Here is a 25,513-nt window from a genome sequence, read left to right as displayed (position 1 = left end):
TCAAACTCTTCAATTAAAGTTTTGTTGGTCTTTCGACCGGCTCAATAAATACTGACTTTAAATACCGTAGTAAATTAAAGCTTTTTATCATTTAAAAAATGATAATTAAATAACTGTGCCAAAATAATCTTCTCTATAAATAGATTGGGTCATTTTGTATTGGTCACTCAGTTTATTGATAAATCTTTCGACTTAACTATTCAGTGAGTGCCCACACAGATTGCATGGTCAAATTGTTAAAGAACAACACTGACTTTCGGTAACCGCTTGCGCCGTTGTCCGTATCAGTGAGGTCGCATTATAGGGGGATTTTTGATCCTGACAATAGTTTTTTTACTCTAAAATAATCAACCGCTTTTTTTTTGTTCAAAAGTTTATGTTTCATCCATTTTTTAATCAAAACATGATGATTACTTCATTTAATCCTGCATCTAAATTGAATATTGTTAGCGATTAAAAATGATTGAAATGAAAATTGAAAATGACAAGACGTTAAATAAAGAAGCAAAGAAAATGAAGATGAAATATAAACGTTATGATTCACAATGGTAGGAATAATTACGAGGGTGTGCTGCAAGGCATTATTGATAATAAAAAATAAAAGCAGTAGCTTAACTACTGCTTTATCTCGCAACAATTATGCTTGTTGTGATAACCAAATCGGAACATTTTTGATGCCGTCAAAAACAGCATCAGCTAAAGCTTCACCTTCTTCAGTGATCGCTTTACCTGTTCGAACTAGCACTTTAAAAGCAACATCTGCAGCAATTGCCGCTTTCATGTCATCCGCTTTATCACCAATCATCAGTGATTTTGACATATCAATATTCAAGTCACTTTGTGCTGATATCAACATGCCAGGGTTTGGCTTACGGCAATCACAATCTTGTAAATATTCACCTTTACCCTCAGTTGCATGGTGTGGGCAATAGTAAATACCATCAAGTTCAATACCTTGATCTTCGAAATTCCAATCCATCCATTCAGTTAAAGAGATGAAATCATCCTCACTGAAGATACCGCGAGCAATACCTGATTGATTGGTGACTAAAACAAGTAAGTAACCCATTTCTTTGAATTTTTTACATGCACCAAAAACACCATCAATATATTCAAAATCATCAACAGTATGTACATAGCCACGATCAACGTTTATTACGCCATCGCGATCAATAAAGACAGCAGGTTTGGCCACAAGAAAGCCCTCAATAAATTAGATATTAATTAAATATTATGATGATTATGGCACGAGTTGGCATCGAAAAGTATTAGTTCTCACCCCGACAAGGCTGATTATCATTGAAGTTAACGTTGTTATAAATATCAAATCCGTTTAGACGTCTAGCCGTAAAAATAGCTATTGACTTAAAAACCGATTCGAAATAGCATCAAGTTAACAGAAGTCGATACATTTTAACTAATACAACCAATTATTAACAACAATCATTGTATAACATGAGTTGTATATAATAGGTGGCATCTAATCAATCAGGACCTTCAATGATAGAAATAAAACAAGTAAATAAAGTGTTCTATCAAGGTGAGAAAGCAATAAATGCGCTAAAAGACATTAATCTCACCATAGAACAGGGAACAATTTTCGGGGTCATTGGTTCATCAGGAGCAGGAAAAAGCACCCTGATCCGCTGTGTGAATTTATTAGAAAAACCAACGACGGGTAATGTCATTGTTGATGGTATTGATTTAACCGCCCTTTCATCTAACGAATTAACATTAGCTCGTCGTAAAATTGGCATGATTTTCCAACATTTTAATTTGCTATCATCTCGCACTGTTTTTGCCAATATTGCATTACCACTAGAGCTTGCTGGTCTTTCAACACTCGAAATCAATACCAAAGTGACGCAATTACTGTCACTCGTTGGTTTAGAAGATAAACGTAATACTTATCCATCAAACTTAAGCGGTGGTCAAAAACAACGGGTTGCTATCGCACGAGCTTTAGCCTCTGATCCTAAAGTTTTATTGTGTGATGAAGCCACCAGCGCACTTGATCCAGCAACAACCCAATCAATACTGTCGTTATTACGTAAAATTAATCAACAACTAAACTTAACTATTTTATTAATCACCCATGAAATGGATGTCGTTAAACGTATTTGTCATCAAGTCGCAATCATTGGTGATGGAGAATTAGTAGAACAAGGTCTTGTCGGTGACATTTTTGCGCACCCTAAAACCGACTTAGCAAAAGCTTTTATTCGCTCAACGTTAGATTTATCGATTCCGGAAGATTATCAATTAAGAATGACACCGACCTCGGTCAAAGGAAGTTATCCCCTTATTCGGCTTGAATTTACTGGAGACTCTGTTGATGCGCCGTTAATTAGCCAAGTCGCACGCGAATTTAATCTTGATATCAGTATTCTCAGTTCAAATATGGATTATGCCGGCGGGGTTAAGTTTGGATTAATGCTCGCTGAGTTCTTTGGTACTCAAACCGCCATTGATAACGCTATTAGGTTTTTACGTGATCACAAATTAAATGTTGAGGTACTAGGATATGTCGCTTGATGCAATAACAACATGGTGGCAGAGCAATCAACGCCTAACTGAATTACTTATCGAAGCATTGGGACAAACCTTAACCATGGTGTTGGTGTCCGGTTTAATTGGCTTTGTTATTGGTATTCCTCTTGGTGTCGCATTACACCTCACCAAAAAAAATGGTTTATGGCAAAACCCTGTTTTAAATAAAATACTGGGTATTGTGGTCAATATCGGCCGTTCAATTCCGTTTATTATCTTATTGGTTGCCATTATCCCTTTTACTCGATTTGTGGTTGGCAGTTCCATTGGTACCGCCGCCGCCATTGTGCCACTGACTGTTGGAGCAATTCCTTTTATTGCTCGTTTAGTAGAAGGGGCATTATTAGAAATTCCAACAGGATTAATTGAAGCGGCACAAGCAATGGGTGCAACACCGATGCAGATCATTGCCAAAGTATTATTACCTGAAGCTTTACCCGGCATTATTAATGCGATCACCATTACTTTAGTGACCTTAATCAGTTATTCCGCAATGGCGGGTACAGTAGGCGGAGGTGGTTTAGGTGATGTGGGTATTCGTTATGGTTATCAGCGTTTTGATGGCACCGTCATGGCAATCACCGTCATTATGCTCGTTATTTTAGTACAGCTTATTCAATCTATTGGTGATCACTTCGTCAAACGCGTTGATCATCGTTAAAAACTCGAACTTATTCTTTATAGTTACACCATCAGGGAAAGCCCATTTAAGGAGAAATACTATGGCGTTCAATCTTAAACATCTTTTTGCCATTGCCGGTGTTGCCGCAGCTATCGCATTAACAGGTTGTAGCGAACAAGAAACCCCCGTTGATAACACTAAAGTGAAAATTGGTGTCATGGCGGGAGCTGAAGAGCAAGTAGCCGAAGTTGCAGCGAAACAAGCCAAAGATAAATATGGGCTTGATGTAGAGTTAGTCACTTTCACAGATTACGTATCACCTAATGCTGCATTAGCAGAAGGTTCTATTGATGCCAACGCCTTCCAGCACAAACCTTATCTTGAACAACAGATCAAGGATCGTGGTTATAAATTTGCGATTGCGGGCAACACATTCGTTTACCCTATTGCGGGTTACTCCACTAAAATTAAATCGGTTGATGAATTAAAAGATGGCGATCAAATTTCGGTTCCCAACGATCCAACCAACCTTGGCCGTTCATTATTATTGCTACAACAGCAAGGTTTGATCACACTCAAACCCGATGCTGGTTTATCAGCCACCGTATTAGACATTATTGGTAATCCTAAAAATCTAAAAATCGTTGAACTTGAAGCGGCACAATTGCCACGCTCATTAGATGATGTTGCACTGGCTATTATCAATACCACTTATGCGAGTAGTTTAAACCTAACCCCAGAAAAAGATGGCGTGTTCGTTGAGGACAAACAATCACCTTACGTCAATATCATTGTCGCCCGTGAAGATAACGTCAAAGCAGAAAATGTTCAAAAATTCATTCAAGCTTATCAATCTGATGAGGTTTATAACTCAGCGCAAACCATTTTTAATGGTGGAGCAGTGAAGGGCTGGTAATCGCCTTACTTAACCTTTTTACATCAAGAGCAGGCCTGAGTGCCTGCTTTTTTTATGTTATATTATAAGATTACTTTCAGCGTATAATTGGCTAATTTAATGGCTTATAGCATTGAACCTATCGGTATCGTCCACTCCCCTTATAAAGAAAAATTCGCAGTCCCTCGCCAACCAGGATTAGTGCCAAGTGCCAATTGTGAAATTGTATTACAAGGTCTTGCTAATTCACTAGAAGCAGTACGAAGCATTGAGCAATTTAGTCATGTTTGGTTATTATTTTTATTTGATCAAAACTTAGAAGCAGGATGGCGTCCAACAGTTCGTCCACCTCGTCTTGGCGGTAATGAGCGGATTGGTGTTTTTGCTAGCCGTGCGACGTTTCGCCCCAACGGTATCGGTATGTCTGCCGTTAAATTAAAAGGAGTACGTCATCATAATGGTCAAGTCATTATTGATATTGGTGGCGCCGATCTAGTTGATGGCACGCCAATCATTGATATTAAACCTTATATTCCCTACTCCGACAGTTTACCTGATGCATTAGGTGGCTTTGCTTCAGAGCAACCACCAACCCTAATCGTAGAATTTAACCTTAACGCCCAGCAACAGTTATCAGGTAAAAAAGCGGATTATCATCGCGCGGTGATCACCGAAGTCTTAGCGCAAGATCCACGCCCCGCGTACAAAAAAGGCAAATCTGATAATAAAACTTATGCCGTTAACTTATTTGATTTTAATGTCCAGTTTACGGTTTCAGAACCTGTGATCACCGTAATTAGTATCGATACCATTAATCAATAATAGATCTTATGTAGTTATCTTTGGCGAATAGCGTCGAGACTGGTAATATAACAGGCTATCGTCATGATACTGACGGGTGGAACATCAGTTCCTTCTCTTTCCTTTCATCAATAACGGATACCATCAATGCGTACCAGTAAATATCTTCTTTCTACCCTGAAGGAGACGCCAAACGACGCAGAAGTCATTAGTCATCAACTAATGCTACGTGCAGGCATGATCCGTAAGTTAGCTTCAGGTTTATACACTTGGCTACCTACAGGTCTGCGTGTGCTGCGTAAAGTCGAAAACATCGTTCGCCAAGAAATCGACAATGCAGGCGCAATCGAAACCTTGATGCCCGTTGTTCAGCCGTTTGAACTATGGGAAGAGACAGGCCGCTCTGAAAAAATGGGCCCTGAACTACTTCGCTTTACTGACCGTCATTTCCGTCCGTTTGTACTTAGCCCAACCGCTGAAGAAGTTATCACTAGCCTTGTGCGTAATGAAGTAAGTTCTTACAAGCAACTGCCGCTAAACCTATACCAAATTCAGACGAAATTCCGTGATGAACGTCGTCCTCGTTTTGGTGTAATGCGTGCTCGTGAATTCTGCATGATGGATGCTTACAGCTTTGATATCGATAAAGATGGCCTACAAAAGTCTTTCGATACAATGCATGCTGCTTACTGTAAAGCTTTCGATCGCATGGGTCTTGAATACCGTCCAGTATTGGCAGATTCAGGCGCAATCGGTGGTAATGGTTCTCAAGAGTTCCACGTACTGGCTGAAAGTGGCGAAGACTTAATCGCATTCTCTACTGAATCTGATTACGCTGCTAACATCGAAAAAGCAGAAGCTATCGCACCTGCTGTTGAGCGCGCAGAACCAACACAAGCAATGACAGTGATTGATACACCCAATGCGAAAACTATCGCAGAATTGGTTGAACAACATGGCATTGCTATCGAAAAAACAGTGAAGACGTTATTCGTTAAAGCTTCTGATGAAATCGACGCACCTATCGTTGCATTGATCATCCGTGGTGACCACGAACTTAACGAAATCAAAGCAGAAAACCTTGTAGAAGTTGCATCGCCATTAGAGATGGCAACTGAAGAAGAAATGCGTGAGCTTATCGGCGCGGGTGCGGGTTCTCTAGGTCCTGTAGGCCTTGAACTACCGTTTATCGTTGACCACACTGTTGCAGTAATGAGTGACTTTGCTGCTGGTGCTAACATCGATGGTAAACACAACATCGGTATCAACTGGGGTCGTGACGTTGAACTTGGTCGTGTTGATGATCTACGTAACGTAGTTGAAGGCGATCCAAGCCCATGTGGTCAAGGTACGTTGATGCTAAAACGTGGTATCGAAGTCGGTCATATCTTCCAGTTAGGTACCACTTACTCTGATAAGATGAACTGTAGCGTACTTGATTCAAACGGTAAGAGTTCAATTCTAGAAATGGGTTGTTACGGTATCGGTGTATCACGTGTTGTGGCATCAGCTATCGAGCAAAACAACGATAAATACGGCATCATCTGGCCAGACGCTCTAGCGCCTTTCCAAGTGGCTATCGTACCAATGAACATGCACAAATCAGAGCGCGTTCAAGAAGCAGCAGAGAAGCTATACGCAGATCTTACTGCAATGGGTATCGAAGTATTATTTGATGATCGTAAAGAACGTCCAGGTGTGATGTTCTCTGACATGGAATTAATCGGTATTCCTCACACTATCGTGATTGGCGATCGTAGCCTTGAAAATGGTGAGATGGAATATAAGAACCGTCGTACTGGTACTAAAGAAGCAGTTGTTGCTGCTGATGTTATGGACTTTCTTAAGCAAAAAATGGCTTAATTAACAACCATATAATTTTAAAAAAGCTGCCCATTTAGGCAGCTTTTTTTATAGCTGAATTATCATAAACATTTTTTATCTCTTTCACGGCTATGATAATATTCAATACAATAACTACTTAAGTATATCCACATAACATTCGTCACACTGATCTTATGTGAATATTTTTAGGCAAAGGAAAGACCATGCAAGTTTATCAATGTTGTGAGCTAATTCGAATGACTTACTCTCAAATTGGCAGTGGCGATCAAGGCTATATTCCCACGGCAATTAAGTGTGCAATTAAAACATTGAATGATATTGCCACCAATACTGAATTGCCATTAGAGGTACGTGAACGTGCCGCTTTTGCTGCTGCGAATTTACTTATCAGTGATCACGAGGACTAAACGATGGATCTATCAAAATTTGAAACCATGGACACAATAATGCTGATGAGTATCATCAACATGAAGATCCGTGATGAATTTAATACCCTCGATAATTTAGTAAAATTTTTTGATATCGATCGTGAACAATTAATTGCAAAATTAGCGACGGGTGGATTTGATTTTTTACCTGAAGTACAACAGTTTCGTTAACGTATCATCTCCTATTTAAAAACAAAAAAACGGCAGTCAAACTGCCGTTTTTTTATTCATTTTTCAATATTAACCGTTGAATACGGGTAAAATGTTCGCCATGGCTAAGATATGGAAAATAGCCGTTAGCACGCCAAAAATAATCACCGCATAAATGGTAACATTGCCACCAGGTACAACAAACCCTTGTTGTTCAGGTTGACGCTGACGCAGTTTTTTCGCTAACAATGCTGGAATAATACAGGTCCAAATCGTCGCAGCAGCACCCGCTAATCCAATCGCCGCTACAAATCCAAATGGGGCAAACAATGAAAACACTAATGGTGGAATAAAGGTCACCGCCCAAGTTTTAAAGCGGCCTTGTTGAGTGTCTTCAAAACCAAAGAAATCAGCCAGATAATCAAAAACCCCTAAACCAACACCAATAAATGATGACACCACAGCGGCAATTGAGAAAATATTTAAAGCTTGTTTGATACTGTTAGAGTTCACCACCCCGCCCAATGCTGTCATTAACGCATCAACATTACCACCAGCGGCGACAATGGGTCCAAATTGTGTACGCGGTAAATTACCAAAAATACACACCACCCAAATCACATAAAACGTTAATGCAATCAAGGTGCCGCCTAAAATAGCGTTTTTGGCACGATTTTCATCACGGTAATAATCACGCATGGTGCTTACCGAATGATGATAACCAAAAGAGGTTAATGCTACTGGCAAAATAGCGAGAGCATAAGGAGAAAGGCTGGTTTGTGAATCAAGACTATCAAGTAAAGTGGGCACCTGAATATTAGTCGCTAAACCAGATATACCAATAATAAAGCTGATCGCCATAAAAATAATTAATAAAACTGAAATACGATCAACGGCGCGAGTTGAATGAAGTACAAAAACAGACGATGCGATCACAAATAATACTGATGCTAATTTGGCATTAATATCAAATACACCGCCAAAAATCATGCCTGATGAAGAAATATAAGCGTAAAGTAAAATACCACCAACAAAATACAGCGAGAGGTTATTGATCGCATTCACTTTGCCTTTAAGTACATCTTTTGTAATGGTATTAAATGAAACTTTAAAATCATAATGTTTTAATGCTTCAAGTAATAACCACCCTGATAACGTCATCATCACCATCGTTACTGAGATCGCAAGTACAGTCCATAATGTCCATGCGCCAGCACCTGCACTTGGCAATCCAAGCATGCCTGCACCTACGCACACACTAGCAATAATGCATGCACCTCCAAGTGTCGATGGTTTACTCATGTTCTATCCTTTATTAGCATCTATTTTGTATCAGCGAACTAGTACGATAATATGCCTCGAATATTTTAGCAATAAAAGAATATCGATCTGAATAAATATTTATTTAACAACTGCATATGTTAAATAAATTAACATATGCAGTTTTATTATAAAAAGAGCCAATCAAGGAATTATGAACGTTGCCATATAAATTGCACCGTTGTGGTTGCTGTTACTGGAGCAATAAACTCATCCACAACAAACACCCCAGCCATCGCAACTAATTGCTCACCATAAAATAGCATTGGTGTACGGCGACGTAACCAACTCGGCACCTGATATTCTTGGAGTAATTTTTTAAACTTACGCTTACCACTGCGGCCTTGTGGTTTTATCTCTGGGCCTAAATAATCAAACCGAATCGAGACCACTTCATCTGCATAAGGTAAACGTAACCCTGCTTGGGCTTGTTGCTGCAAACACACACACCCTAATGCTTGTGGTAATTGGCATGGTTGGTTAATGATCACTTCATGCTGCCAATCACTAATGTCTGACCATTGTTCTAAGAGATATAACTGCTGTTGGTAACGACGTACTTGATACTGTTGCCAACACACTTGTGGATTAGCATCGACTTTGGCCTGCACTAAATTAAACCAAATTTGTTCAAGCTGTGCCAGTGACGGCATGATCACCGCTTGCTGTTTCAGCCATTGACGAATAAGCGCCATCCCTAAACGAGCACTGATATTTTCCGTAATACGTAAACTACCATCAGCCTGTAGTGCTTGTTGGAGTTGATAGCTTAATAACTCTTCTAATAAGCCTTCTTGTTCACCACATAAATGTGCACTACGACTGACCGCTTTACGAATTCCCGGCCAGCGATCATTTAGCAAGGGTGTTATTTGATGCCGAATAAAATTACGATCGTAACGCTGATCTTGATTACTTTCATCTTCAACCCACTGTAATTGATGCTGAGTACCATAGGCTTCAATATCTGCACGGCTAATGGTTAATAACGGCCGTAAGTGTTGCCCTAGAGCAAACGTTGTTAACACAGGCATTGCCGCTAACCCCGCCGGACCACTGCCCCGTTTTAAGGCTAACAATACCGTTTCAATTTGATCATCAGCATGCTGCGCGGTGAGTAATGTATCACCAGCTTGAATATGGTTTGATAATGCTTGATAGCGAGCATCACGTGCGGCTTGTTCAACGCTTGCACCACCGCCTAATTCACAATGTACTCGCTCAATATCACATTCAATACCGCTTGCCGTTGCCCAAGAGACACATTGCTGCGCCCAACGATCAGCATTGGTACTGAGTCCATGATGAACATAAACGGCATGTGCATGGTAACTCGAATGTTCACGAATAAATCGGGCTAATAAATCCAACATCACCCGTGAATCTAAACCACCACTCAACGCTAACACTAACCGTTTTGTTTGTGGTGGATGAGCAAATATTTGATGACAAAAATGAGAATACAACATTGGCTTATATCTTCGAAAGACAGATTGTCTAGATTATACCAGCAGCAGATTAACCAACACTAACAAACAGCATTGGCGAACCTAAAAATATAAAAAAAGGCCAGCATCAATGCTGACCTTCTTGAGACGTTTAAATAATAACGGTTAGCAGTAACCGTAACTCATTAAACGTTGGTAACGACGTTCAAGTAGGGCTTCAGTATCAAGCTGGTCTAACTCTTCTAGTGTCGCTTTAATTTGTGCTTTTAAGCTATTTGCCATTAATGGCACATTACGGTGTGCACCACCTAATGGCTCTTCGATAATATTATCGATCAGCTCAAGTTCTTTCAAACGAGGCGCTGTCAGTCCCATCGCTTCAGCAGCTTGTGGGGCTTTATCAGCATCACGCCATAGAATCGATGCACAACCTTCTGGTGAAATAACTGAGTAGGTTGAGTATTGCAACATGTTAACGCAATCACCCACACCAATCGCTAATGCACCACCAGAACCACCTTCACCCACCACATTACAAATAACAGGTACAGTAAGACCCGACATTGCTTTTAGATTGGTTGCAATTGCTTCTGATTGACCACGTTCTTCTGCACCAACGCCAGGATAAGCACCTGCCGTATCGATAAAAGTAACAATTGGCATTCTAAAACGCTCAGCCATTTTCATAAGGCGTAATGCTTTACGATAACCTTCAGGTTTTGGCATACCAAAATTACGTTTAACTTTTTCAGTTGTACCACGTCCTTTTTGATGACCAATAACCATAATTGGACGACCATCAATACGCGCAATACCACCGACTAACGCTTTATCGTCAGCAAAAGCACGATCACCAGCTAATTCATCAAACTCTTCGAACATGTGCTCGACATAATCAAAAGTATATGGGCGCTGAGGATGGCGTGCGAGTTGCGCAACCTGCCAGGCACCAAGATCACCAAAGATTTTCTTAGTTAATTCGAGGCTTTTCTTTTCTAGTTGCTCAATTTCTTTTTCAAGATTAACCGAGTTAGATTCATCACGACGCGATACATCACGCAGTGCTTCAATCTTTGCTTCTAATTCTGCAATCGGTTGTTCAAACTCGAGGAAGTTCAGGCTCATACCACTTAAAATCCTTTTGCTTATTTTAATGATAGGGTTTGCTATACCCTACCACAAATAACAAGCTAACTTAATTAAACTCAAGCTCGACCTGTTTATCACCTAAGAGCATTTTTAAATCCGACAATAATTTATCGGCAGGCGTTACGCGCCACTCTGTTCCTAAGGTAAACTTGGCCCGAGCATTCGAGCGCTGATAATACATATGTACAGGTACAGTACCTGCTCTATGCGGTTCCAGCACTTGGCTGAAACGGGAAAAAAATTGTTCGTCGATTTGCTCTTCTGTTACCGAAATAGCGACACCACGAAGATGTTTTTCTCGTGCTTCTGAAATATCGAGTACTTCACGAGCTGACATTCTAAGGCCACCATTGAAATCATCAAAGCTGACCTGTCCAGATACGACCACTATTTTGTCTTTTTCGAGCAAATCCATGTAACGATCAAGAGCATCGGTAAATAACATCACCTCCATGCGACCTGAACGATCATCTAATGTCATTAAGCCAATACGGCTACCACGCTTAGTGGTCATCACGCGAGCGGCAATAACTAGCCCGGCAACAGACGCTACTTTATCACGTCCTGTTTGTTGCGCATCTTTTAAACGCCAAGTGGTGTAATGTTTTAATTCTGAAATATAAGCATTAATAGGGTGACCCGTTAAATATAATCCTAACGTTTCCCGTTCACCTTCCAACCAAACACTTTCTGGCGCTTCGGCAATATTAGCATAAGCATGTTCAACTTCTTCAGGCGCTTCAGTTAAAACGCCAAACAGATCTTCTTGGCCCGATGCTTGTGCTTTATGGTGTTGGCTCGCGGCTTTAATCGCATCATCAAGCGTCGCTAACATCGCCGCACGATTAGGACCCAGTCGATCTAACGCACCCGATTTAATTAACTTTTCTAAAACACGCTTATTCACCCGTTTAGTGTCAATACGAGCACAGAAATCAAATAAATCTTTAAAGTGACCGTCTTTTTCACGGGCACTGATAATATTTTCAATCGGGCCTTCACCAACACCTTTAACCGCGCCAATACCATAAACGACGGCACCTTCGTCATCAACATTGAATCGGTACAGACCTTTATTCACATCTGGCGGTAATAATTTAAGATTCATGCGGTGACATTCATCAACCAAGCTAATGATCTTATCGGTGTTGTCCATATCAGCAGTCATTACCGCCGCCATAAATTCAGCGGGATAATGGGCTTTCAGCCATAACGTTTGATATGACACTAACGCATAAGCAGCGGAGTGTGATTTGTTAAAACCATAACCGGCAAATTTCTCTACCAAGTCAAAGATTTTCATCGACAATTCGCCATCAACACCGTTGTCGATAGCTCCTTGCTCAAACACTGCCCGTTGCTTAGCCATTTCAGAGGCTTTTTTCTTACCCATCGCACGACGCAACATATCTGCGCCACCTAGCGTATAGCCAGCCAACACCTGTGCGATCTGCATTACCTGTTCTTGATACAGAATAATACCGTAGGTTGGATCAAGAATTTCTTTTAACGACTCATGTTGCCATTTTTCATCAGGGTAAGATACCGCTTCTCGACCATGCTTACGGTCAATAAAGTTATCTACCATGCCAGATTGTAATGGACCCGGGCGGAACAATGCCACCAAGGCGATCATATCTTCAAAGCAGTCGGGTTGTAGACGTTTGATCAAATCTTTCATACCACGGGATTCCAACTGGAATACTGCGGTTGATTCCGAGCGTTGTAACATATCAAATGACTTTTTATCTGCCATTGGAATTGCTGCAATATTAACGGGATCTAACCCTTGCTCTGCTCGGCGAGGATTAATCATCCCTAACGCCCAATCAATGATGGTGAGTGTTCGCAGGCCTAAGAAGTCAAACTTCACTAAACCCGCCGTTTCAACATCATTTTTATCAAACTGGGTTACTGGGTTATTACCTTCCGCATCACAATATAGTGGTGAGAAATCAGTAATGGTTGTCGGTGAAATAACCACACCACCAGCATGCTTACCCGCATTACGCGTCACACCTTCTAAAATGCGGCACATATCAATCAGATCACGAATTTCTTCATCTGCTTCATAAGCTTGACCCAGTTGAGGTTCAACCTCAAACGCTTTTTCAAGCGTCATTCCAGGTTCTGCCGGAATTAACTTCGAAAGACGATCGACAAAGCCATATGGATGCCCAAGCACACGACCCACATCACGAATAACGGCTTTAGCGGCCATCGTACCAAAAGTAATGATCTGCGATACCGCGTTACGACCATACATTTCAGCAACGTGATCAATCACTAAGTCACGTTTATCCATACAAAAGTCGATATCGAAATCGGGCATGGATACACGTTCAGGGTTAAGGAATCGTTCAAACAGTAAGTCAAATGCTAACGGATCCAAGTCAGTGATTTTTAACGCGTATGCCACTAATGAACCAGCACCTGACCCTCGACCTGGGCCTACAGGTACATCGTTATCTTTTGACCACTGAATAAATTCCATTACGATCAAGAAGTAACCCGGAAATCCCATTTGGTTAACAACTTTCAATTCGATTTCCAAACGTTCATCATATTCAGGACGACGTTGGGCGCGAACCTCTGGATCAGGAAATAGAAATTCAAGTCGCTCTTCAAGACCTTGCTGAGATTTAGTCACCAAGAAGTCTTCGATACTCATATCACCGGTCGGGAAGTTTGGTAGAAAATACTCCCCTAAGCGAACAGTCACATTACATCGTTTAGCAATTTCTACTGAGTTCTGTAATGCTTCAGGAATATCAGCAAACAACTCACACATTTCATCTTCACTGCGCAAGTATTGCTGTTCACTGTAAAGCTTAGGTCGATTAGGATCGACCATGGTATAACCATCATGGATAGCAACACGTATTTCATGGGCATCAAATTGATTAGCGTTAAGTAGTCGCACATCATTCGTTGCTACCACTGGCAAATCATATTGTTCCGCTAATTCAATCGCAAAATGAAGGTAAGCATCTTCATCAACACGTCCAGTGCGAACCAATTCTAAATAATAGTTGTCAGGGAAATAGGTTTGATAAAAAGCGACACAAGCATCTGTTAGCTGTTGATTACCTTTAAGTAATGCACGCCCAACATCGCCCGTTCTACCACCTGATAAGATAATTAACCCTTCACGGTGCTTAATCAGCCATTCTTTATCAATCACAGGTTGATGTTGAACATGACCACGCTGATACGCTTCTGAAATTAATAATGTCAGGTTTTTATAGCCCTCATTATTAGCTGCGAGAATAGTGAGCTCAAACAGCTCATCACCCATTTCTTGGCTTTGTACTTTAAAATCAGCACCAATAATCGGCTTTATGCCCGCATCATGGGCTGCAAAATAAAACTTCACTAACCCACACAGGTTCGTAAAATCAGTTAAAGCCAGTGCTGGCATGCCAAGTTCAGCGGCGCGCTTAACGATAGGTTTCACTTTCGCCAAGCCATCGATCATTGAATAATCACTATGAACTCGAAGGTGGATAAAACGTGGTTCTGCCATGACAACCTAATTCATTACATTACTTAATTAACAAAAATTATACCCGATCGAGTAGTCATTCGTCGTATAAAAAAAGGCGATACCAAATGGTTCGCCTTTTTATCACGCAATCACAAGGACTTAATCAAGACCCAGTACGCGCTTAACAGGTTTAAATGTTTTTCGATGTTGCTCAATCGCACCGTATTGCTCTAAAGCGGCAAAGTGCGCTTTAGTCGGATAGCCTTTATGCTTAGCAAACCCATATTGTGGAAACTCTGCATCAAGAATTTCCATTTCACGATCGCGAGTAACTTTGGCAATAATTGACGCGGCACTGATTTCGTCAACCCGTAAATCCCCTTTAACCACCGCTAGTGCTGCCATCGGTAGTGCTGGGGTTTTATTGCCATCGATCAATACAAAATCAGGCTGAATATGTAGCCCAGCTACAGCGCGTTGCATAGCAACCATTGTCGCTTGCAAAATATTCAACTGATCAATTTCATCTGCTTCACAGCGACCAAGTGACCACGCAAGTGCCTTTTGTTTGATTTCATCAAACAGCAAATTGCGTTTTTTCTCACTGAGTTTTTTAGAATCGGTTAATCCCACAATTGGATTATTAGGATCTAGAATTACTGCCGCCGTAACGACTGCACCGACTAATGGACCACGGCCCACTTCATCAACACCCGCAATACAATCAGCTTGAGGGTATACAAAAGGAGGAAAGTCTTGTTTTTCAGCCATAATAACTATGCCTTATCGATTAATGCCAACACTGCTTTTGCTGCTTGCTCATCAGCATTACAACGAATGGTTTTATGCATGTGTTCAAACTGCGCCATTAATGCCGTTGTATCACCATAAAGGATTTTATCAACTTCATAGAACAACTTATCTGGCGTACAGTCATCTTGAAGTAGTTCGGTCACTAATTCACGATCAGCCATGATGTTAGGTAATGAAACATACTTCGTTTTTAGCATCCGCTTGGCAATCCACGCAGTGAGTGGCTTCACTTTATAGCCCACCACCATTGGTCGCTTAACTAACATACATTCCAATGCGACCGTACCTGATGCGAGTAACACCGCATCCGCCGCTATCATGACATTTCGAGCAGTATCATCCACTAATTCAAAATCTAATTCAGGCGCAGTCGCTTGCCATGCTTGTTCAAATTGAGCACGACGTTTTTCATTCACCAATGCGACTACAAAGCCTAACTCAGGATGTTTTGCTTTAAGTTTTTTACAGGTTTCAATAAAGGGCTCAGCGAGCATCGCCATTTCACTGCCACGACTACCAGGAAGCACCGCTAACCAGCGTTTAGTGGAATCTAAGCCAAGTAATTCACGAGCAGCAATTTGATCCGTTTGTAGTGGAATAGCATCGGCCATGGTATGACCAACAAACTGACATGGCACATTAAATTTATCGTAAAATGCTTTTTCAAATGGCAAAAAAGCCAATACTAAATTAGTGGCGGCTTCAATTTTAAAAATCCGTTTTTGACGCCAAGCCCATACTGATGGGCTAACATAATGTACGGTTTTAATACCACGATCTTTTAAATCTTTTTCAAGCCGTAAATTAAAATCTGGCGCATCAATACCGACAAACACATCCGGTGGATTATCGCTAAAATACTTAACAAGCTCAGCTTTTACTTTGAATAATCGTGGTAATCGCCCCAGAACTTCTACAATTCCCATCACCGCAAGCTCTTCCATATCAAACAGTGCTTCACAGCCTTGAGCTTGCATACGAGGGCCCGCAATACCCACAAATTCGGCATCTGGGTATTGTGCTTTTACGGCTTGAATAAAACCAGCACCTAAAATATCGCCGGAAATTTCTCCGGCGACAATCGCTATTCGAAGAGGCTTCGTCATTAGCGAATAATACCGCGTTCTGAATTATCAAGAAGTTCAGAGAAACGTCCAACTGACGGCCAATCTTTCGCCATTTCAGCAAGAACAGGTTTTACTTCTGCCAGTGTTTTTCCTGAACGGTAAATTTCTTTATAAGCACGACGGATAGCATGTAGTTCTGGTTTTTCAAACCCATTACGCTGTAAACCAACAATGTTCAAACCAAAGGGTTTCGCGTGGTTACCTTGGGCTAATACATACGGCGGTACATCTTGTACAACCGCAGAACAACCACCAATGTAACTATAAGCACCCACAGTACAGAATGGATGAATCGCAGACAATGCCATTACACCAGCATAATCGCCAACAGTAACATGACCGCCTAAAATAGAGTTATTACCAATATGAGTATGATTACCAACAACCACATCATGGGCAATATGGGCATTTACACATAATAAATTATCGTTACCAACAACAGTAACGCCCTTATCTTGTGTAGTACCACGGTGAATTTGAACACTTTCACGGATCACATTACGATCACCAATTTCTAAGCGTGTTGCTTCACCACTAAATTTCTTGTCTTGGCACTCTTCACCGACAATCGCAAACGGGAAGATACGATTATCTTTACCGATAACCGTTGGACCTTTGATGACAACATGAGACATCACCTCAGTGCCTTCACCAATTTCAACCCCTGTTGCAATATAAGTAAACGGGCCAACAGTGACATTAGCGCCAATGATCACCCCATCTTCAATCACAGCTGATGGATGAATTTTCGCACTTTCATGAATCATGAGAATACTCGTCTCGCACATTTAAGCTCTGCTGAGCATACTGTTTCGCCATCAACTTTAGCGATACCATTAAATAACGCGATACCACGACGTTCTTTAATAAATTCAACTTCTAGAATCATTTGATCGCCAGGTACAACTGGTTTACGAAACTTTGCTTTATCAATACTTGCAAAGTAATACAGCTCATTTTCTGCTGGTGCACCAAAGGTTTTAAACGCTAATAAACCTGTTGCTTGTGCCATCGCTTCTAAAATTAACACACCAGGAAATACTGGCATATTAGGGAAGTGACCCGTAAATTGTGGTTCATTGACAGACACATTTTTAATCGCGGTTAACGTTTTACCTTCATCATAATTGGTAACGCGATCAATCATAAGAAATGGGTAACGGTGAGGAAGAAGTGCCTGAATTTCGGTAATGTTTAACGTCTTATTTTCGGTCGTCAAAACTAAATTCCTGTCTTAAAAAGATATAAAAAATATGAGATGAAAATGCAAAATGGCCTACACAAAGGCAGGCCAATTAATGATAATAAAAAATTATTCGTCTTTAGCTTTAAGTTGTTTTTCAACCGCTTTTAAACGTTTATTCATATCATCAATTCGATGAACCCGGGTAGCTGTTCGACGCCACTCTTTATTGGGCTGTAGCGGAATACCTGAAGAATACATACCTTTTTCTTCAATACTACGCATCACCATTCCCATGCCAGTAATAGTTACGCCATCAGCAATCTTAATATGACCATTAAGTACAGAGGCGCCACCAATAATACAGTACTTACCAATTGTAGTACTACCGGCAACAATAGTACCACCCGCCATTGCCGTACCATATCCGATCTGCACGTTATGGGCGATTTGCATCTGATTATCAATAATTACATTGTCAGCAATAATGGTATCTTCTAACGCACCACGGTCAATGGTAGTACAAGCACCGATCTCAACCCGATCGCCAATACGTACCGAACCGAGCTGCGGGATCTTAACCCACTCACCTTTATCATTCGCATAACCGAAACCATCAGCACCAATAACCGTACTTGATTGTACAAGACAGTGAGCGCCAATAACGACATTATGATAAACAGTGACATTCGCCCACAATTTGGTGTTATTGCCAATAATCGCGTTTTTACCAATAAAACAGCCAGCACCAATTTGAACGTTATCGCCCAATTGCGCTCCGGCTTCAATCACCGCATTATGACCAATAGCAACATGACTACCCACAATAACCGTTGGATCAACATACGCTGATGCTGCAATATCAGTCGCGGCAGCAGGTGTTGTGTCAAGAAGTTGTGCTACCAATGCATAGCTAAGATAAGGGTCTTTTACGACGAGCATATTACCGTGGAAAAACTCGACATCCGCTTCTCGTAGCATTACTGCATCCGCTTGACACTCAGTAAGCTGTTGACGGTACTTGCTATCAGAAAGGAACGTTATTTGCCCTGTAGCAGCTTTGCCCATCGAGGCAATCGAGTGAATTTCAATTGTGCCATCGCCATGGAGCTCTGCACCTAATTTATCCGCTAACTCAGCAAGAGTAATTACAGCCATTTTATTCTATCTCTCTTGTAACAACAGCCACATAAAGGTGGCTGTTAGATTAAAAGTTGTAGCTGAACTTGTCAGCTACAACGTTTACCACAGGGTTACTGTTTTATTTTACGGCAGCAATAACTTTAGATGATAAGTCATCGCTCTTATTTGCAAACAATACCGCTTGTGCGTCTAGCACAACATTATAGCCATTTTTCTTCGCTACAGTGTTGATAGCTGTACGGATCTTCTTAACTAACTTCTGCTCTTCTTCCATGCCACGACGGCGCTGATCTTCTGATAATGCTTTTGCTTTTAGCTTATAATCAGAATCAAGTGCTGCAAGTTGACGTTGAATATCAGTACGTTGTGTTGGTGTCATTAGCTCACCATCACGCTTCATTTTTTCGATTTTGGTTTTCATTTTACCTTCAATCGAACGCAAAGCAGCGACACGGCCACTGAATTCTTTTTGTAACTTTTCTTGCACTTTGTAACGCGTTGCTAGCTCAGACATTGCCTGACCTGTAGACACATAACCAATTTTTTGTGCTGCTTCTGCTGCATTGGCATACATAGATGAAGATAAAATTACTAAACCTAAACTTGCTGCTTTAATCCACTGTTTCAAAAGACTCTCCTTAATAATTAGAATGACTGACCAATGGTGAATGTGAAGAACTCTTCATCATCCCCTTCGTATTTCTTGATTGGTTTCGCAACCGAGAATACAAGTGGACCCATTGGGGACATCCACTGTAATGCAGCACCGTAAGACGCTCTAATCATACCTGGATCGGAATAATCAGGTAATGAACTTGCATTGGTATAATCAGGATGGAATTCAGTATCCCATACTGAGCCAGCATCAACGAAAAAGCTGGTACGTACTTGGTTTTTCACTTCTTGTGAAGCAAATGGCGTTGGAACAATTAATTCCATACTCGCTAGAGCGATAGCATTACCACCTGTCGACTCATCACTAACAACACCTTGTTGGTTGTTACCTTGGCCTTGACCATAAACCGCTTTAGGTCCAACAGTATTAGAACGGAAACCACGAATAGTTGTAAAACCACCCGCATAGTAGTTTTCGTAGAATGGCATTAGTTGATCGCTGCCATTATCTGTCTTACCGTAACCGTTGCCGTAACCCAACTTACCACGAAGTAATAAGGTGTAATCTTGTTTTTCTGTTAATGGAATGTACTGGCGCACATCATATTGCGTCTTGAAGTACTGTGAATCCGACCCCGGAATGGTCATCTTAAATGATGCATTCTGGTAATTACCTGATGTTGGGAAATAACCACGGTTTAAATGGTTACGCGTCCATGAAATACTCCAGCTGAAGTCATCAAGTTCAATCGCATTATCACTGTTTTCATCAAAGCCATGAATCTTCTTAAATTGCTCGATCTGATAGTAATCTTGAATATTAGAGATCTTGTTATGATCATAACCCAAGCTAAAATCAAAGTAGTTCAATTCATTAAATGGGAAGCCCCATGTTAAACTTGCACCGTAACTTTGGTTGGTGTAATCCGAGATATTAGCATCTGATGCTTCAAACTCGTTGTAGTAAATCTTACCACCAAGACTAACGTTGTTAATCGTGAAGTACGGATCTTTGTATTCAAGGCTAATGTTCTTAGAGTAATCATTGGTCATTGCATTAATGCCAAATAAATTACCTGTACCCAAGAAGTTTTTCTGGGTTAAACCTGCCTGGAAACTAATACCTGATTCAGTACCGTAACCGACACCGAAGTTAACACTGCCAGAGTTTGCTTCTTTAACGTTGTACTTCACATCAACCTGATCATCAGAACCAGGAACACGGACGGTTTGAACATCAACATTTTCAAAGAAACCAGTACGGTTTAGACGCTGCTTACCCGTTTCAATTGATTTAGCATTGAGCCATGAACCTTCCATCTGACGCATTTCACGGCGTAATACTTCATCTTTAGTGGTGTTATTACCACTAAATTCAATATTTCGCACATACACACGTTTACCTTGTTCAACATTCACGATCAAGGATACTTGATGTGCTGCATCATCAAACTCAGGCATGATGGTCACTTTAGGGTAAGCATAACCTGCTTTACCTAAGTCACGCTTAACCGCTTCTTCTAATGCTGTTACTTCAGCGCCATTGTAAACACTGCCCGCTTTAAACGTTACTAACTTATCAAATTCAGCAACACGGCCTGTAACGTCACCTTGGAACTTAACGTTTTTAACCTTGTATTGCTCACCTTCATGAATTTTTAAAGTAATGTACACGCCTTTTTTATCAGGAGAAATAGCAACATGCGTTGATTCTAAGCGGTACTTTAAATAACCATTATTGAGATACTGTGAGCGTAATGTTTCTAAATCGCCTTGCAGTACTTGTTTCTGATACTTTTCATTGGCCATAAAGTCCCACCAAGGAACACTGTCCTTAAGTTTGAACTTACCAACCAAATCAGCATCACTGAAAACATGATTACCAAGAATATTAATCTGCTTTATTTTAGCGGATACACCCTCAGTAAAGACAAATTTAATATCAACACGATTACGAGGCAAAGGCGTCACAACCGCTTCTACTGTGGCATTATATTTACCCACACTGTAGTAGAAATCTTCCAGACCTTTATCAATCTTGGATAATGTTGTTCTATCTAGCGCTTCACCAACACGTAAGCCTGATGATTCGAGATTCTCTTTTAACTGCTCATCTTTGATAGCTTTATTGCCAGCAAAAGTAATATCAGCAATCGTTGGACGCTCTTTCACATCAACCAATAACGTATTACCGTCTCGATAGACCTTAATATCTTCAAAATTGCCGGAAGAATAAAGAGATTTGATCAGTGTTGAAATATCTTGCGGATCAACAGTGTCGCCAACTCGAACAGGCATTTTTAATAATGCTGCGCCCATAGTGACTCGCTGAAGACCTTCAAAACGAATGTTATCAACAACAAATTTATTTTCCGCGCTATGCGCAACGCTACTTGTTAAAAGCAGCGATGCGACTAACAGTTTTTTAATCGCCATTACTGTACTGATTATTCCTTGCTAAATACGCATTTATTAAAGTCGGGTAAAATCATTGAATAGCGCAACCGCCATTAACGCAACCAAAATGGCTGATCCCACTCTATAGCCAATATCCTGAATTCGTTCAGATACAGGACGACGAGTTACCGCCTCGATAGCAAAGAACATTAAATGTCCGCCATCAAGCACAGGTAAAGGTAATAAGTTAACAATGCCTAGGTTGACACTTATCAAGGCCAAGAAACCAAGGAAATACACCAAGCCAAATTCGGCGGTCATTCCAGCTCCCTTTGCGATAGATATCGGTCCGCTAAGGTTTTTCATTGCAACATCACCAGTAACGAGCTTAGTGACCATATCAAACGTTAGTGACACTAATTGACCGGTTTTTTCAGTCGCTTTGATCGCCGCATCAATTGGGCCAAACTTCAAATTAACTTTGTACGATGCTGGCCAAGGTTCAATACTTGGTGCCAATCCTACATAGCCAACTTCTTTACCGTCAGCTTCAACTTTTACGCGAGGCGTCAATGATAGCATCACCGGCTCTCCATCACGTAAAACTTCAACTTGTAGCGTTTTGCCTGGATGACTACGAACAGCATCAACAAATTGCTGCCACTGCGTTACTGATTTATTATCAACAGCGACAATCTTATCATTTAATTTAAATCCTGCATCAATTGCTGCACTATTATCAACAAGTTGTGAAACAGTTAGCGTAATTGGCGGTGTAAATGGCGAAATACCTAATGTCGTCAACACCCGCTGGGATTCAGGATCAAAAGACCAATCAGTTAAATCAAGTGTACGTGAAACCACAACCGAACTGTCAGGCTCTTGTGCCGTTACCACAACTTGTTTATCACCAATTTGAGAAATCAGTGCCATATTGGCAGATTCCCAATCAGATGTTTCGAGTCCAGAAACTGATTTTAGTTCCATTCCTGGAAGAATTCCCGCTTTCGCCGCAATAGATTGGGGAGCAACTTCACCAATAACAGGCCTTAATGCTGGCACACCGATGAGGTACACCACCCAATAAGCAAAAACAGCAAACACAAAGTTTGCCATTGGTCCTGCCGCAACAATAGCACTGCGTTGCCAAATTTTCTTATTATTAAACGCCATATGGCGCTTCTCAGGCGGAACTTCAGCTACCCGCTCATCAAGCATTTTAACGTAACCACCCAGTGGTATCAGTGCTAATGTGTATTCTGTACCATCTTTACCGACGCGATTAAATAAAGCTTTACCAAAGCCAATTGAAAAGCGTTCAACATAGACGCCACAACGACGAGCTACCCAAAAATGGCCAAACTCGTGAACGGCGATAAGAATACCAAGAGCAACTAAAAAAGCGCTTAAATTACGGATAAATTCAATCATGCAAATTCCTTCGCAATAATGTCTAAAGCAAGCTCGCGTGCTTGTTTATCTAACACCATTACGGCATCAATATCATTAGGTTCAGTTAATACTGCGACGTCTAACACTAACTTATTCACTTTCGCAATATCAGTAAAGAGTATTTCATTGGCTAAAAATGCAGCAACAGCAATTTCATTGGCCGCATTTAAAGTGGTCGTTGCTGCTTGTCCTTTATAACAAGCATCAATGGCTAATTTTAGACATGGATAACGTTCAAAATCAGGTTCCATAAAGGTAAATTCACCAATTTGGCTAAAATCAAGTGGCGCTACGCTAGATTCAATCCGCTGAGGATATGCCATTGCACATGCAATTGGCGTGCACATATCGGGTAATCCCATTTGTGCAATAACTGAACCGTCTTTATATTGCACCATTGAATGAATCACTGATTGCGGATGAATAACCACCTGCATTTGATCTCGACTTGCATTAAACAACCAACGCGCTTCAATGTACTCAAGACCTTTATTCATCATGGTCGCTGAATCAACTGAAATTTTAGGCCCCATAGACCAATTAGGATGCGCAATCGCCATCGCGGGTGTTACTGCATCTAAGGCGTTGATATCAGTATAGCGGAATGGGCCACCAGAGCCGGTTAATAATACCTTACTTACACCATGAGCGACTAAATCACAGCGTCCCATACGACGTTGGATCTCAGCAGGTAAAGATTGAAATATCGCATTATGTTCGCTATCGACAGGTAATAATTCAGCACCGTATTTTTCACAAGCATCAATAAACATCTGCCCGGTCATAACTAACGCTTCTTTATTGGCTAATAAAATGCGCTTGCCTTTTTTAACCGCCGTCATGGTTGGCAATAATCCTGCCGCGCCAACGATGGCTGCCATGACCGTATCAACTTCATCCAGCGCTGCCACTTGGCAAATAGCGTCATCACCGCCTAAGACGATAATATCTAAATTTGCCTGCTGTACTAAGTCATTAAGTTGAGATGCAGCCGTAACAGATGCCATCGCTGCATATTTCGGTCGCCATTGCTGACATAATTCAAACATTTTTTCGACATTAGAGCCCGCAGCTAATGCAGTAACTTCAAATGAATCCAAATTTTGAGAGACTACCGCTAAAGTACTACTGCCAATTGAGCCTGTCGCACCAAGAATCGTTAACTTACGCATAAAATCACTTACAGTTACAAAAAAGGCAGCGAAATAGCTGCCTTTAAAAAAGATGGCTGGTATGAATTATATTAGCCACAGATAGAGTAATGCAAACACAGGGATCGCCGCCGTTAAGCTATCAATACGATCCAGTATTCCGCCATGTCCGGGTAAAATATTACCACTGTCTTTAATGCCGGAAACACGTTTAAACATACTTTCAACTAAATCGCCTAATACAGAAATAATCACAGTAATAATAGCAATAAAGAACAATTGACCTAATGATGTAAACTCAATTGATAATAAATGAGCCCCAAGCCAAGTAATAAATATTGCTAAGCAAGCGCCACCAATTAAACCTTCAATGGTTTTATTTGGACTCACTGCCGGAGCCATCTTATGCTTACCAAAACGCTTGCCAGAAAAATAAGCACCGGTATCGGCCGCCCAAACTAATAAGCACACTAGTAAAACCAAGCAAGCACCATGATAGGGATTATTGTCATAATTCACAGCGCGGAGCATTAAAATACTCCAAAAAAAAGGCAATAATGTGAGCAAACCAAACATTTGCTTTAGAAACGGTTTTTTAGACCAAAATTCTGCACTTTTAGGATAACTAATCGCTAATGCAGACGCCACTAACCACCATAACCCACCAATAAGCAATATAGCGCGATAAATACCAATAGGATGAGAGAGCGACGCAGGATCAGTTGGTAATAGGGCCAGACTTGCCCCCAACGTAACACTCGGTAAAATCATCGCATTAATACGTGATGATGCATTAACAAACTGCGTCCACTCCCAAAAACCAACTAAGGTTATTGCAGCCATTGCAATAATAAAAGCAGGAAACGGCAGAAAAAAGATTCCTGCAATGACGAGTGGCGCGAGGATTAACGCGGTAATAATTCGTTGCTTGAGCAAG

At 40.9% G+C, this 25,513-nt stretch carries 22 protein-coding genes; 7 read left to right on the top strand and 15 right to left on the bottom strand.

What is annotated here, in order from left to right; genetic code table 11:
* Positions 1–637: 637 nt before the first annotated feature.
* Complete coding sequence (gene gmhB / locus C9J51_RS16025; protein WP_045037446.1) at positions 638–1,195, bottom strand: D-glycero-beta-D-manno-heptose 1,7-bisphosphate 7-phosphatase; 558 nt, start codon at positions 1,193–1,195, stop codon at positions 638–640.
* A gap of 305 nt (positions 1,196–1,500) precedes the next feature.
* Here gmhB and metN point away from each other — a divergent pair, with 305 nt between their 5' ends.
* The 7 genes from metN (at position 1,501) to C9J51_RS15990 (ending at position 7,312) form a co-directional block, all read left to right on the top strand.
* Positions 1,501–2,535, top strand: coding sequence for a methionine ABC transporter ATP-binding protein MetN (gene metN / locus C9J51_RS16020; RefSeq protein WP_045040351.1), 1,035 nt, complete (start codon positions 1,501–1,503; stop codon positions 2,533–2,535).
* On the top strand, positions 2,525–3,211 hold the full coding sequence (locus C9J51_RS16015) for a methionine ABC transporter permease (RefSeq protein ID WP_045040352.1): 687 nt from the start codon (positions 2,525–2,527) through the stop codon (positions 3,209–3,211). The genes metN and C9J51_RS16015 overlap by 11 nt, the downstream gene beginning before the upstream one ends.
* Positions 3,212–3,272: 61 nt before the next feature.
* Complete coding sequence (locus C9J51_RS16010) at positions 3,273–4,088, top strand: MetQ/NlpA family lipoprotein (RefSeq protein ID WP_045040353.1); 816 nt, start codon at positions 3,273–3,275, stop codon at positions 4,086–4,088.
* Positions 4,089–4,187: 99 nt separating this feature from the next.
* A complete protein-coding gene (tsaA, locus tag C9J51_RS16005) occupies positions 4,188–4,889 on the top strand; it encodes a tRNA (N6-threonylcarbamoyladenosine(37)-N6)-methyltransferase TrmO (protein ID WP_045040354.1) in 702 nt (233 codons plus the stop codon).
* 126 nt (positions 4,890–5,015) lie between these two features.
* The gene (locus C9J51_RS16000) at positions 5,016–6,731 is read left to right on the top strand and encodes a proline--tRNA ligase (protein WP_045040355.1); all 1,716 of its coding nucleotides are present in this window, start codon (positions 5,016–5,018) and stop codon (positions 6,729–6,731) included.
* A gap of 185 nt (positions 6,732–6,916) precedes the next feature.
* Complete coding sequence (locus tag C9J51_RS15995; RefSeq protein WP_045037452.1) at positions 6,917–7,120, top strand: YaeP family protein; 204 nt, start codon at positions 6,917–6,919, stop codon at positions 7,118–7,120.
* 3 nt (positions 7,121–7,123) lie between these two features.
* A complete protein-coding gene (locus C9J51_RS15990) occupies positions 7,124–7,312 on the top strand; it encodes a DUF4250 domain-containing protein (protein WP_045037453.1) in 189 nt (62 codons plus the stop codon).
* A 69-nt stretch (positions 7,313–7,381) separates the two neighbouring features.
* Here the strand turns inward: C9J51_RS15990 and C9J51_RS15985 are convergent, their stop codons facing one another.
* The 14 genes from C9J51_RS15985 to C9J51_RS15920 form a co-directional block, all read right to left on the bottom strand.
* On the bottom strand, positions 7,382–8,593 hold the full coding sequence (locus C9J51_RS15985; protein ID WP_045040356.1) for an aromatic amino acid transport family protein: 1,212 nt from the start codon (positions 8,591–8,593) through the stop codon (positions 7,382–7,384).
* Between the two features lie 170 nt (positions 8,594–8,763).
* Complete coding sequence (gene tilS, locus C9J51_RS15980) at positions 8,764–10,080, bottom strand: tRNA lysidine(34) synthetase TilS (protein WP_045040357.1); 1,317 nt, start codon at positions 10,078–10,080, stop codon at positions 8,764–8,766.
* 144 nt (positions 10,081–10,224) lie between these two features.
* Complete coding sequence (gene accA / locus C9J51_RS15975) at positions 10,225–11,184, bottom strand: acetyl-CoA carboxylase carboxyl transferase subunit alpha (RefSeq protein WP_045037456.1); 960 nt, start codon at positions 11,182–11,184, stop codon at positions 10,225–10,227.
* Between the two features lie 70 nt (positions 11,185–11,254).
* The gene (gene dnaE / locus C9J51_RS15970) at positions 11,255–14,734 is read right to left on the bottom strand and encodes a DNA polymerase III subunit alpha (RefSeq protein WP_045040358.1); all 3,480 of its coding nucleotides are present in this window, start codon (positions 14,732–14,734) and stop codon (positions 11,255–11,257) included.
* A gap of 120 nt (positions 14,735–14,854) precedes the next feature.
* A complete protein-coding gene (gene rnhB, locus C9J51_RS15965; RefSeq protein WP_045040359.1) occupies positions 14,855–15,466 on the bottom strand; it encodes a ribonuclease HII in 612 nt (203 codons plus the stop codon).
* Positions 15,467–15,471: 5 nt separating this feature from the next.
* Positions 15,472–16,614, bottom strand: a complete 1,143-nt coding sequence (gene lpxB / locus C9J51_RS15960) for a lipid-A-disaccharide synthase (protein WP_045040360.1) — start codon at positions 16,612–16,614, stop codon at positions 15,472–15,474.
* Positions 16,614–17,402, bottom strand: coding sequence for an acyl-ACP--UDP-N-acetylglucosamine O-acyltransferase (lpxA, locus tag C9J51_RS15955; RefSeq protein WP_045037460.1), 789 nt, complete (start codon positions 17,400–17,402; stop codon positions 16,614–16,616). Before lpxA ends, lpxB begins: the two co-directional genes overlap by 1 nt.
* Positions 17,399–17,854: a 3-hydroxyacyl-ACP dehydratase FabZ gene (gene fabZ / locus C9J51_RS15950; RefSeq protein WP_045037461.1), complete on the bottom strand. Its 456-nt coding sequence runs from the start codon at positions 17,852–17,854 to the stop codon at positions 17,399–17,401. The genes lpxA and fabZ overlap by 4 nt, the downstream gene beginning before the upstream one ends.
* A 93-nt stretch (positions 17,855–17,947) precedes the next feature.
* Entirely contained in the window at positions 17,948–18,976 is a 1,029-nt protein-coding gene (lpxD, locus tag C9J51_RS15945; protein ID WP_045040361.1) for a UDP-3-O-(3-hydroxymyristoyl)glucosamine N-acyltransferase, read from the bottom strand.
* A 103-nt stretch (positions 18,977–19,079) separates the two neighbouring features.
* A complete protein-coding gene (locus C9J51_RS15940) occupies positions 19,080–19,589 on the bottom strand; it encodes an OmpH family outer membrane protein (protein ID WP_045037463.1) in 510 nt (169 codons plus the stop codon).
* Positions 19,590–19,606: 17 nt separating this feature from the next.
* Positions 19,607–22,012 carry an outer membrane protein assembly factor BamA gene (bamA, locus tag C9J51_RS15935; protein WP_045037464.1) on the bottom strand — a complete coding sequence of 802 codons (2,406 nt, stop codon included), beginning with the start codon at positions 22,010–22,012 and terminating at the stop codon, positions 19,607–19,609.
* A gap of 36 nt (positions 22,013–22,048) precedes the next feature.
* Positions 22,049–23,404, bottom strand: coding sequence for a sigma E protease regulator RseP (gene rseP, locus C9J51_RS15930; RefSeq protein ID WP_045037465.1), 1,356 nt, complete (start codon positions 23,402–23,404; stop codon positions 22,049–22,051).
* Positions 23,401–24,597: a 1-deoxy-D-xylulose-5-phosphate reductoisomerase gene (ispC, locus tag C9J51_RS15925; protein ID WP_045040362.1), complete on the bottom strand. Its 1,197-nt coding sequence runs from the start codon at positions 24,595–24,597 to the stop codon at positions 23,401–23,403. The genes rseP and ispC overlap by 4 nt, the downstream gene beginning before the upstream one ends.
* Positions 24,598–24,663: 66 nt before the next feature.
* A complete protein-coding gene (locus tag C9J51_RS15920) occupies positions 24,664–25,512 on the bottom strand; it encodes a phosphatidate cytidylyltransferase (protein ID WP_045037467.1) in 849 nt (282 codons plus the stop codon).
* Position 25,513: the final 1 nt, after the last annotated feature.

It is taken from the genome of Photobacterium iliopiscarium (assembly GCF_003026395.1).
Lineage (GTDB): Bacteria > Pseudomonadota > Gammaproteobacteria > Enterobacterales > Vibrionaceae > Photobacterium > Photobacterium iliopiscarium.
Note: the sequence above shows the minus strand (reverse complement) of the source record. Positions and strands in the feature narration are given on the sequence as shown.

What these genes read in the sequence shown, in the direction of transcription:
- rnhB (WP_045040359.1), bottom strand. Translation starts at nt 15,466, where the DNA reads ATGGCTGAAAAACAAGACTTTCCTCCTTTTGTATACCCTCAAGCTGAT.
- C9J51_RS16015 (WP_045040352.1), top strand. Translation starts at nt 2,525, where the DNA reads ATGTCGCTTGATGCAATAACAACATGGTGGCAGAGCAATCAACGCCTA.
- dnaE (WP_045040358.1), bottom strand. Translation starts at nt 14,734, where the DNA reads ATGGCAGAACCACGTTTTATCCACCTTCGAGTTCATAGTGATTATTCA.
- lpxA (WP_045037460.1), bottom strand. Translation starts at nt 17,402, where the DNA reads ATGATTCATGAAAGTGCGAAAATTCATCCATCAGCTGTGATTGAAGAT.
- C9J51_RS15995 (WP_045037452.1), top strand. Translation starts at nt 6,917, where the DNA reads ATGCAAGTTTATCAATGTTGTGAGCTAATTCGAATGACTTACTCTCAA.
- rseP (WP_045037465.1), bottom strand. Translation starts at nt 23,404, where the DNA reads ATGATTGAATTTATCCGTAATTTAAGCGCTTTTTTAGTTGCTCTTGGT.
- C9J51_RS16000 (WP_045040355.1), top strand. Translation starts at nt 5,016, where the DNA reads ATGCGTACCAGTAAATATCTTCTTTCTACCCTGAAGGAGACGCCAAAC.
- C9J51_RS16010 (WP_045040353.1), top strand. Translation starts at nt 3,273, where the DNA reads ATGGCGTTCAATCTTAAACATCTTTTTGCCATTGCCGGTGTTGCCGCA.
- C9J51_RS15985 (WP_045040356.1), bottom strand. Translation starts at nt 8,593, where the DNA reads ATGAGTAAACCATCGACACTTGGAGGTGCATGCATTATTGCTAGTGTG.
- lpxD (WP_045040361.1), bottom strand. Translation starts at nt 18,976, where the DNA reads ATGGCTGTAATTACTCTTGCTGAGTTAGCGGATAAATTAGGTGCAGAG.
- metN (WP_045040351.1), top strand. Translation starts at nt 1,501, where the DNA reads ATGATAGAAATAAAACAAGTAAATAAAGTGTTCTATCAAGGTGAGAAA.
- bamA (WP_045037464.1), bottom strand. Translation starts at nt 22,012, where the DNA reads ATGGCGATTAAAAAACTGTTAGTCGCATCGCTGCTTTTAACAAGTAGC.
- tilS (WP_045040357.1), bottom strand. Translation starts at nt 10,080, where the DNA reads ATGTTGTATTCTCATTTTTGTCATCAAATATTTGCTCATCCACCACAA.
- ispC (WP_045040362.1), bottom strand. Translation starts at nt 24,597, where the DNA reads ATGCGTAAGTTAACGATTCTTGGTGCGACAGGCTCAATTGGCAGTAGT.
- tsaA (WP_045040354.1), top strand. Translation starts at nt 4,188, where the DNA reads ATGGCTTATAGCATTGAACCTATCGGTATCGTCCACTCCCCTTATAAA.
- accA (WP_045037456.1), bottom strand. Translation starts at nt 11,184, where the DNA reads ATGAGCCTGAACTTCCTCGAGTTTGAACAACCGATTGCAGAATTAGAA.
- lpxB (WP_045040360.1), bottom strand. Translation starts at nt 16,614, where the DNA reads ATGACGAAGCCTCTTCGAATAGCGATTGTCGCCGGAGAAATTTCCGGC.
- C9J51_RS15990 (WP_045037453.1), top strand. Translation starts at nt 7,124, where the DNA reads ATGGATCTATCAAAATTTGAAACCATGGACACAATAATGCTGATGAGT.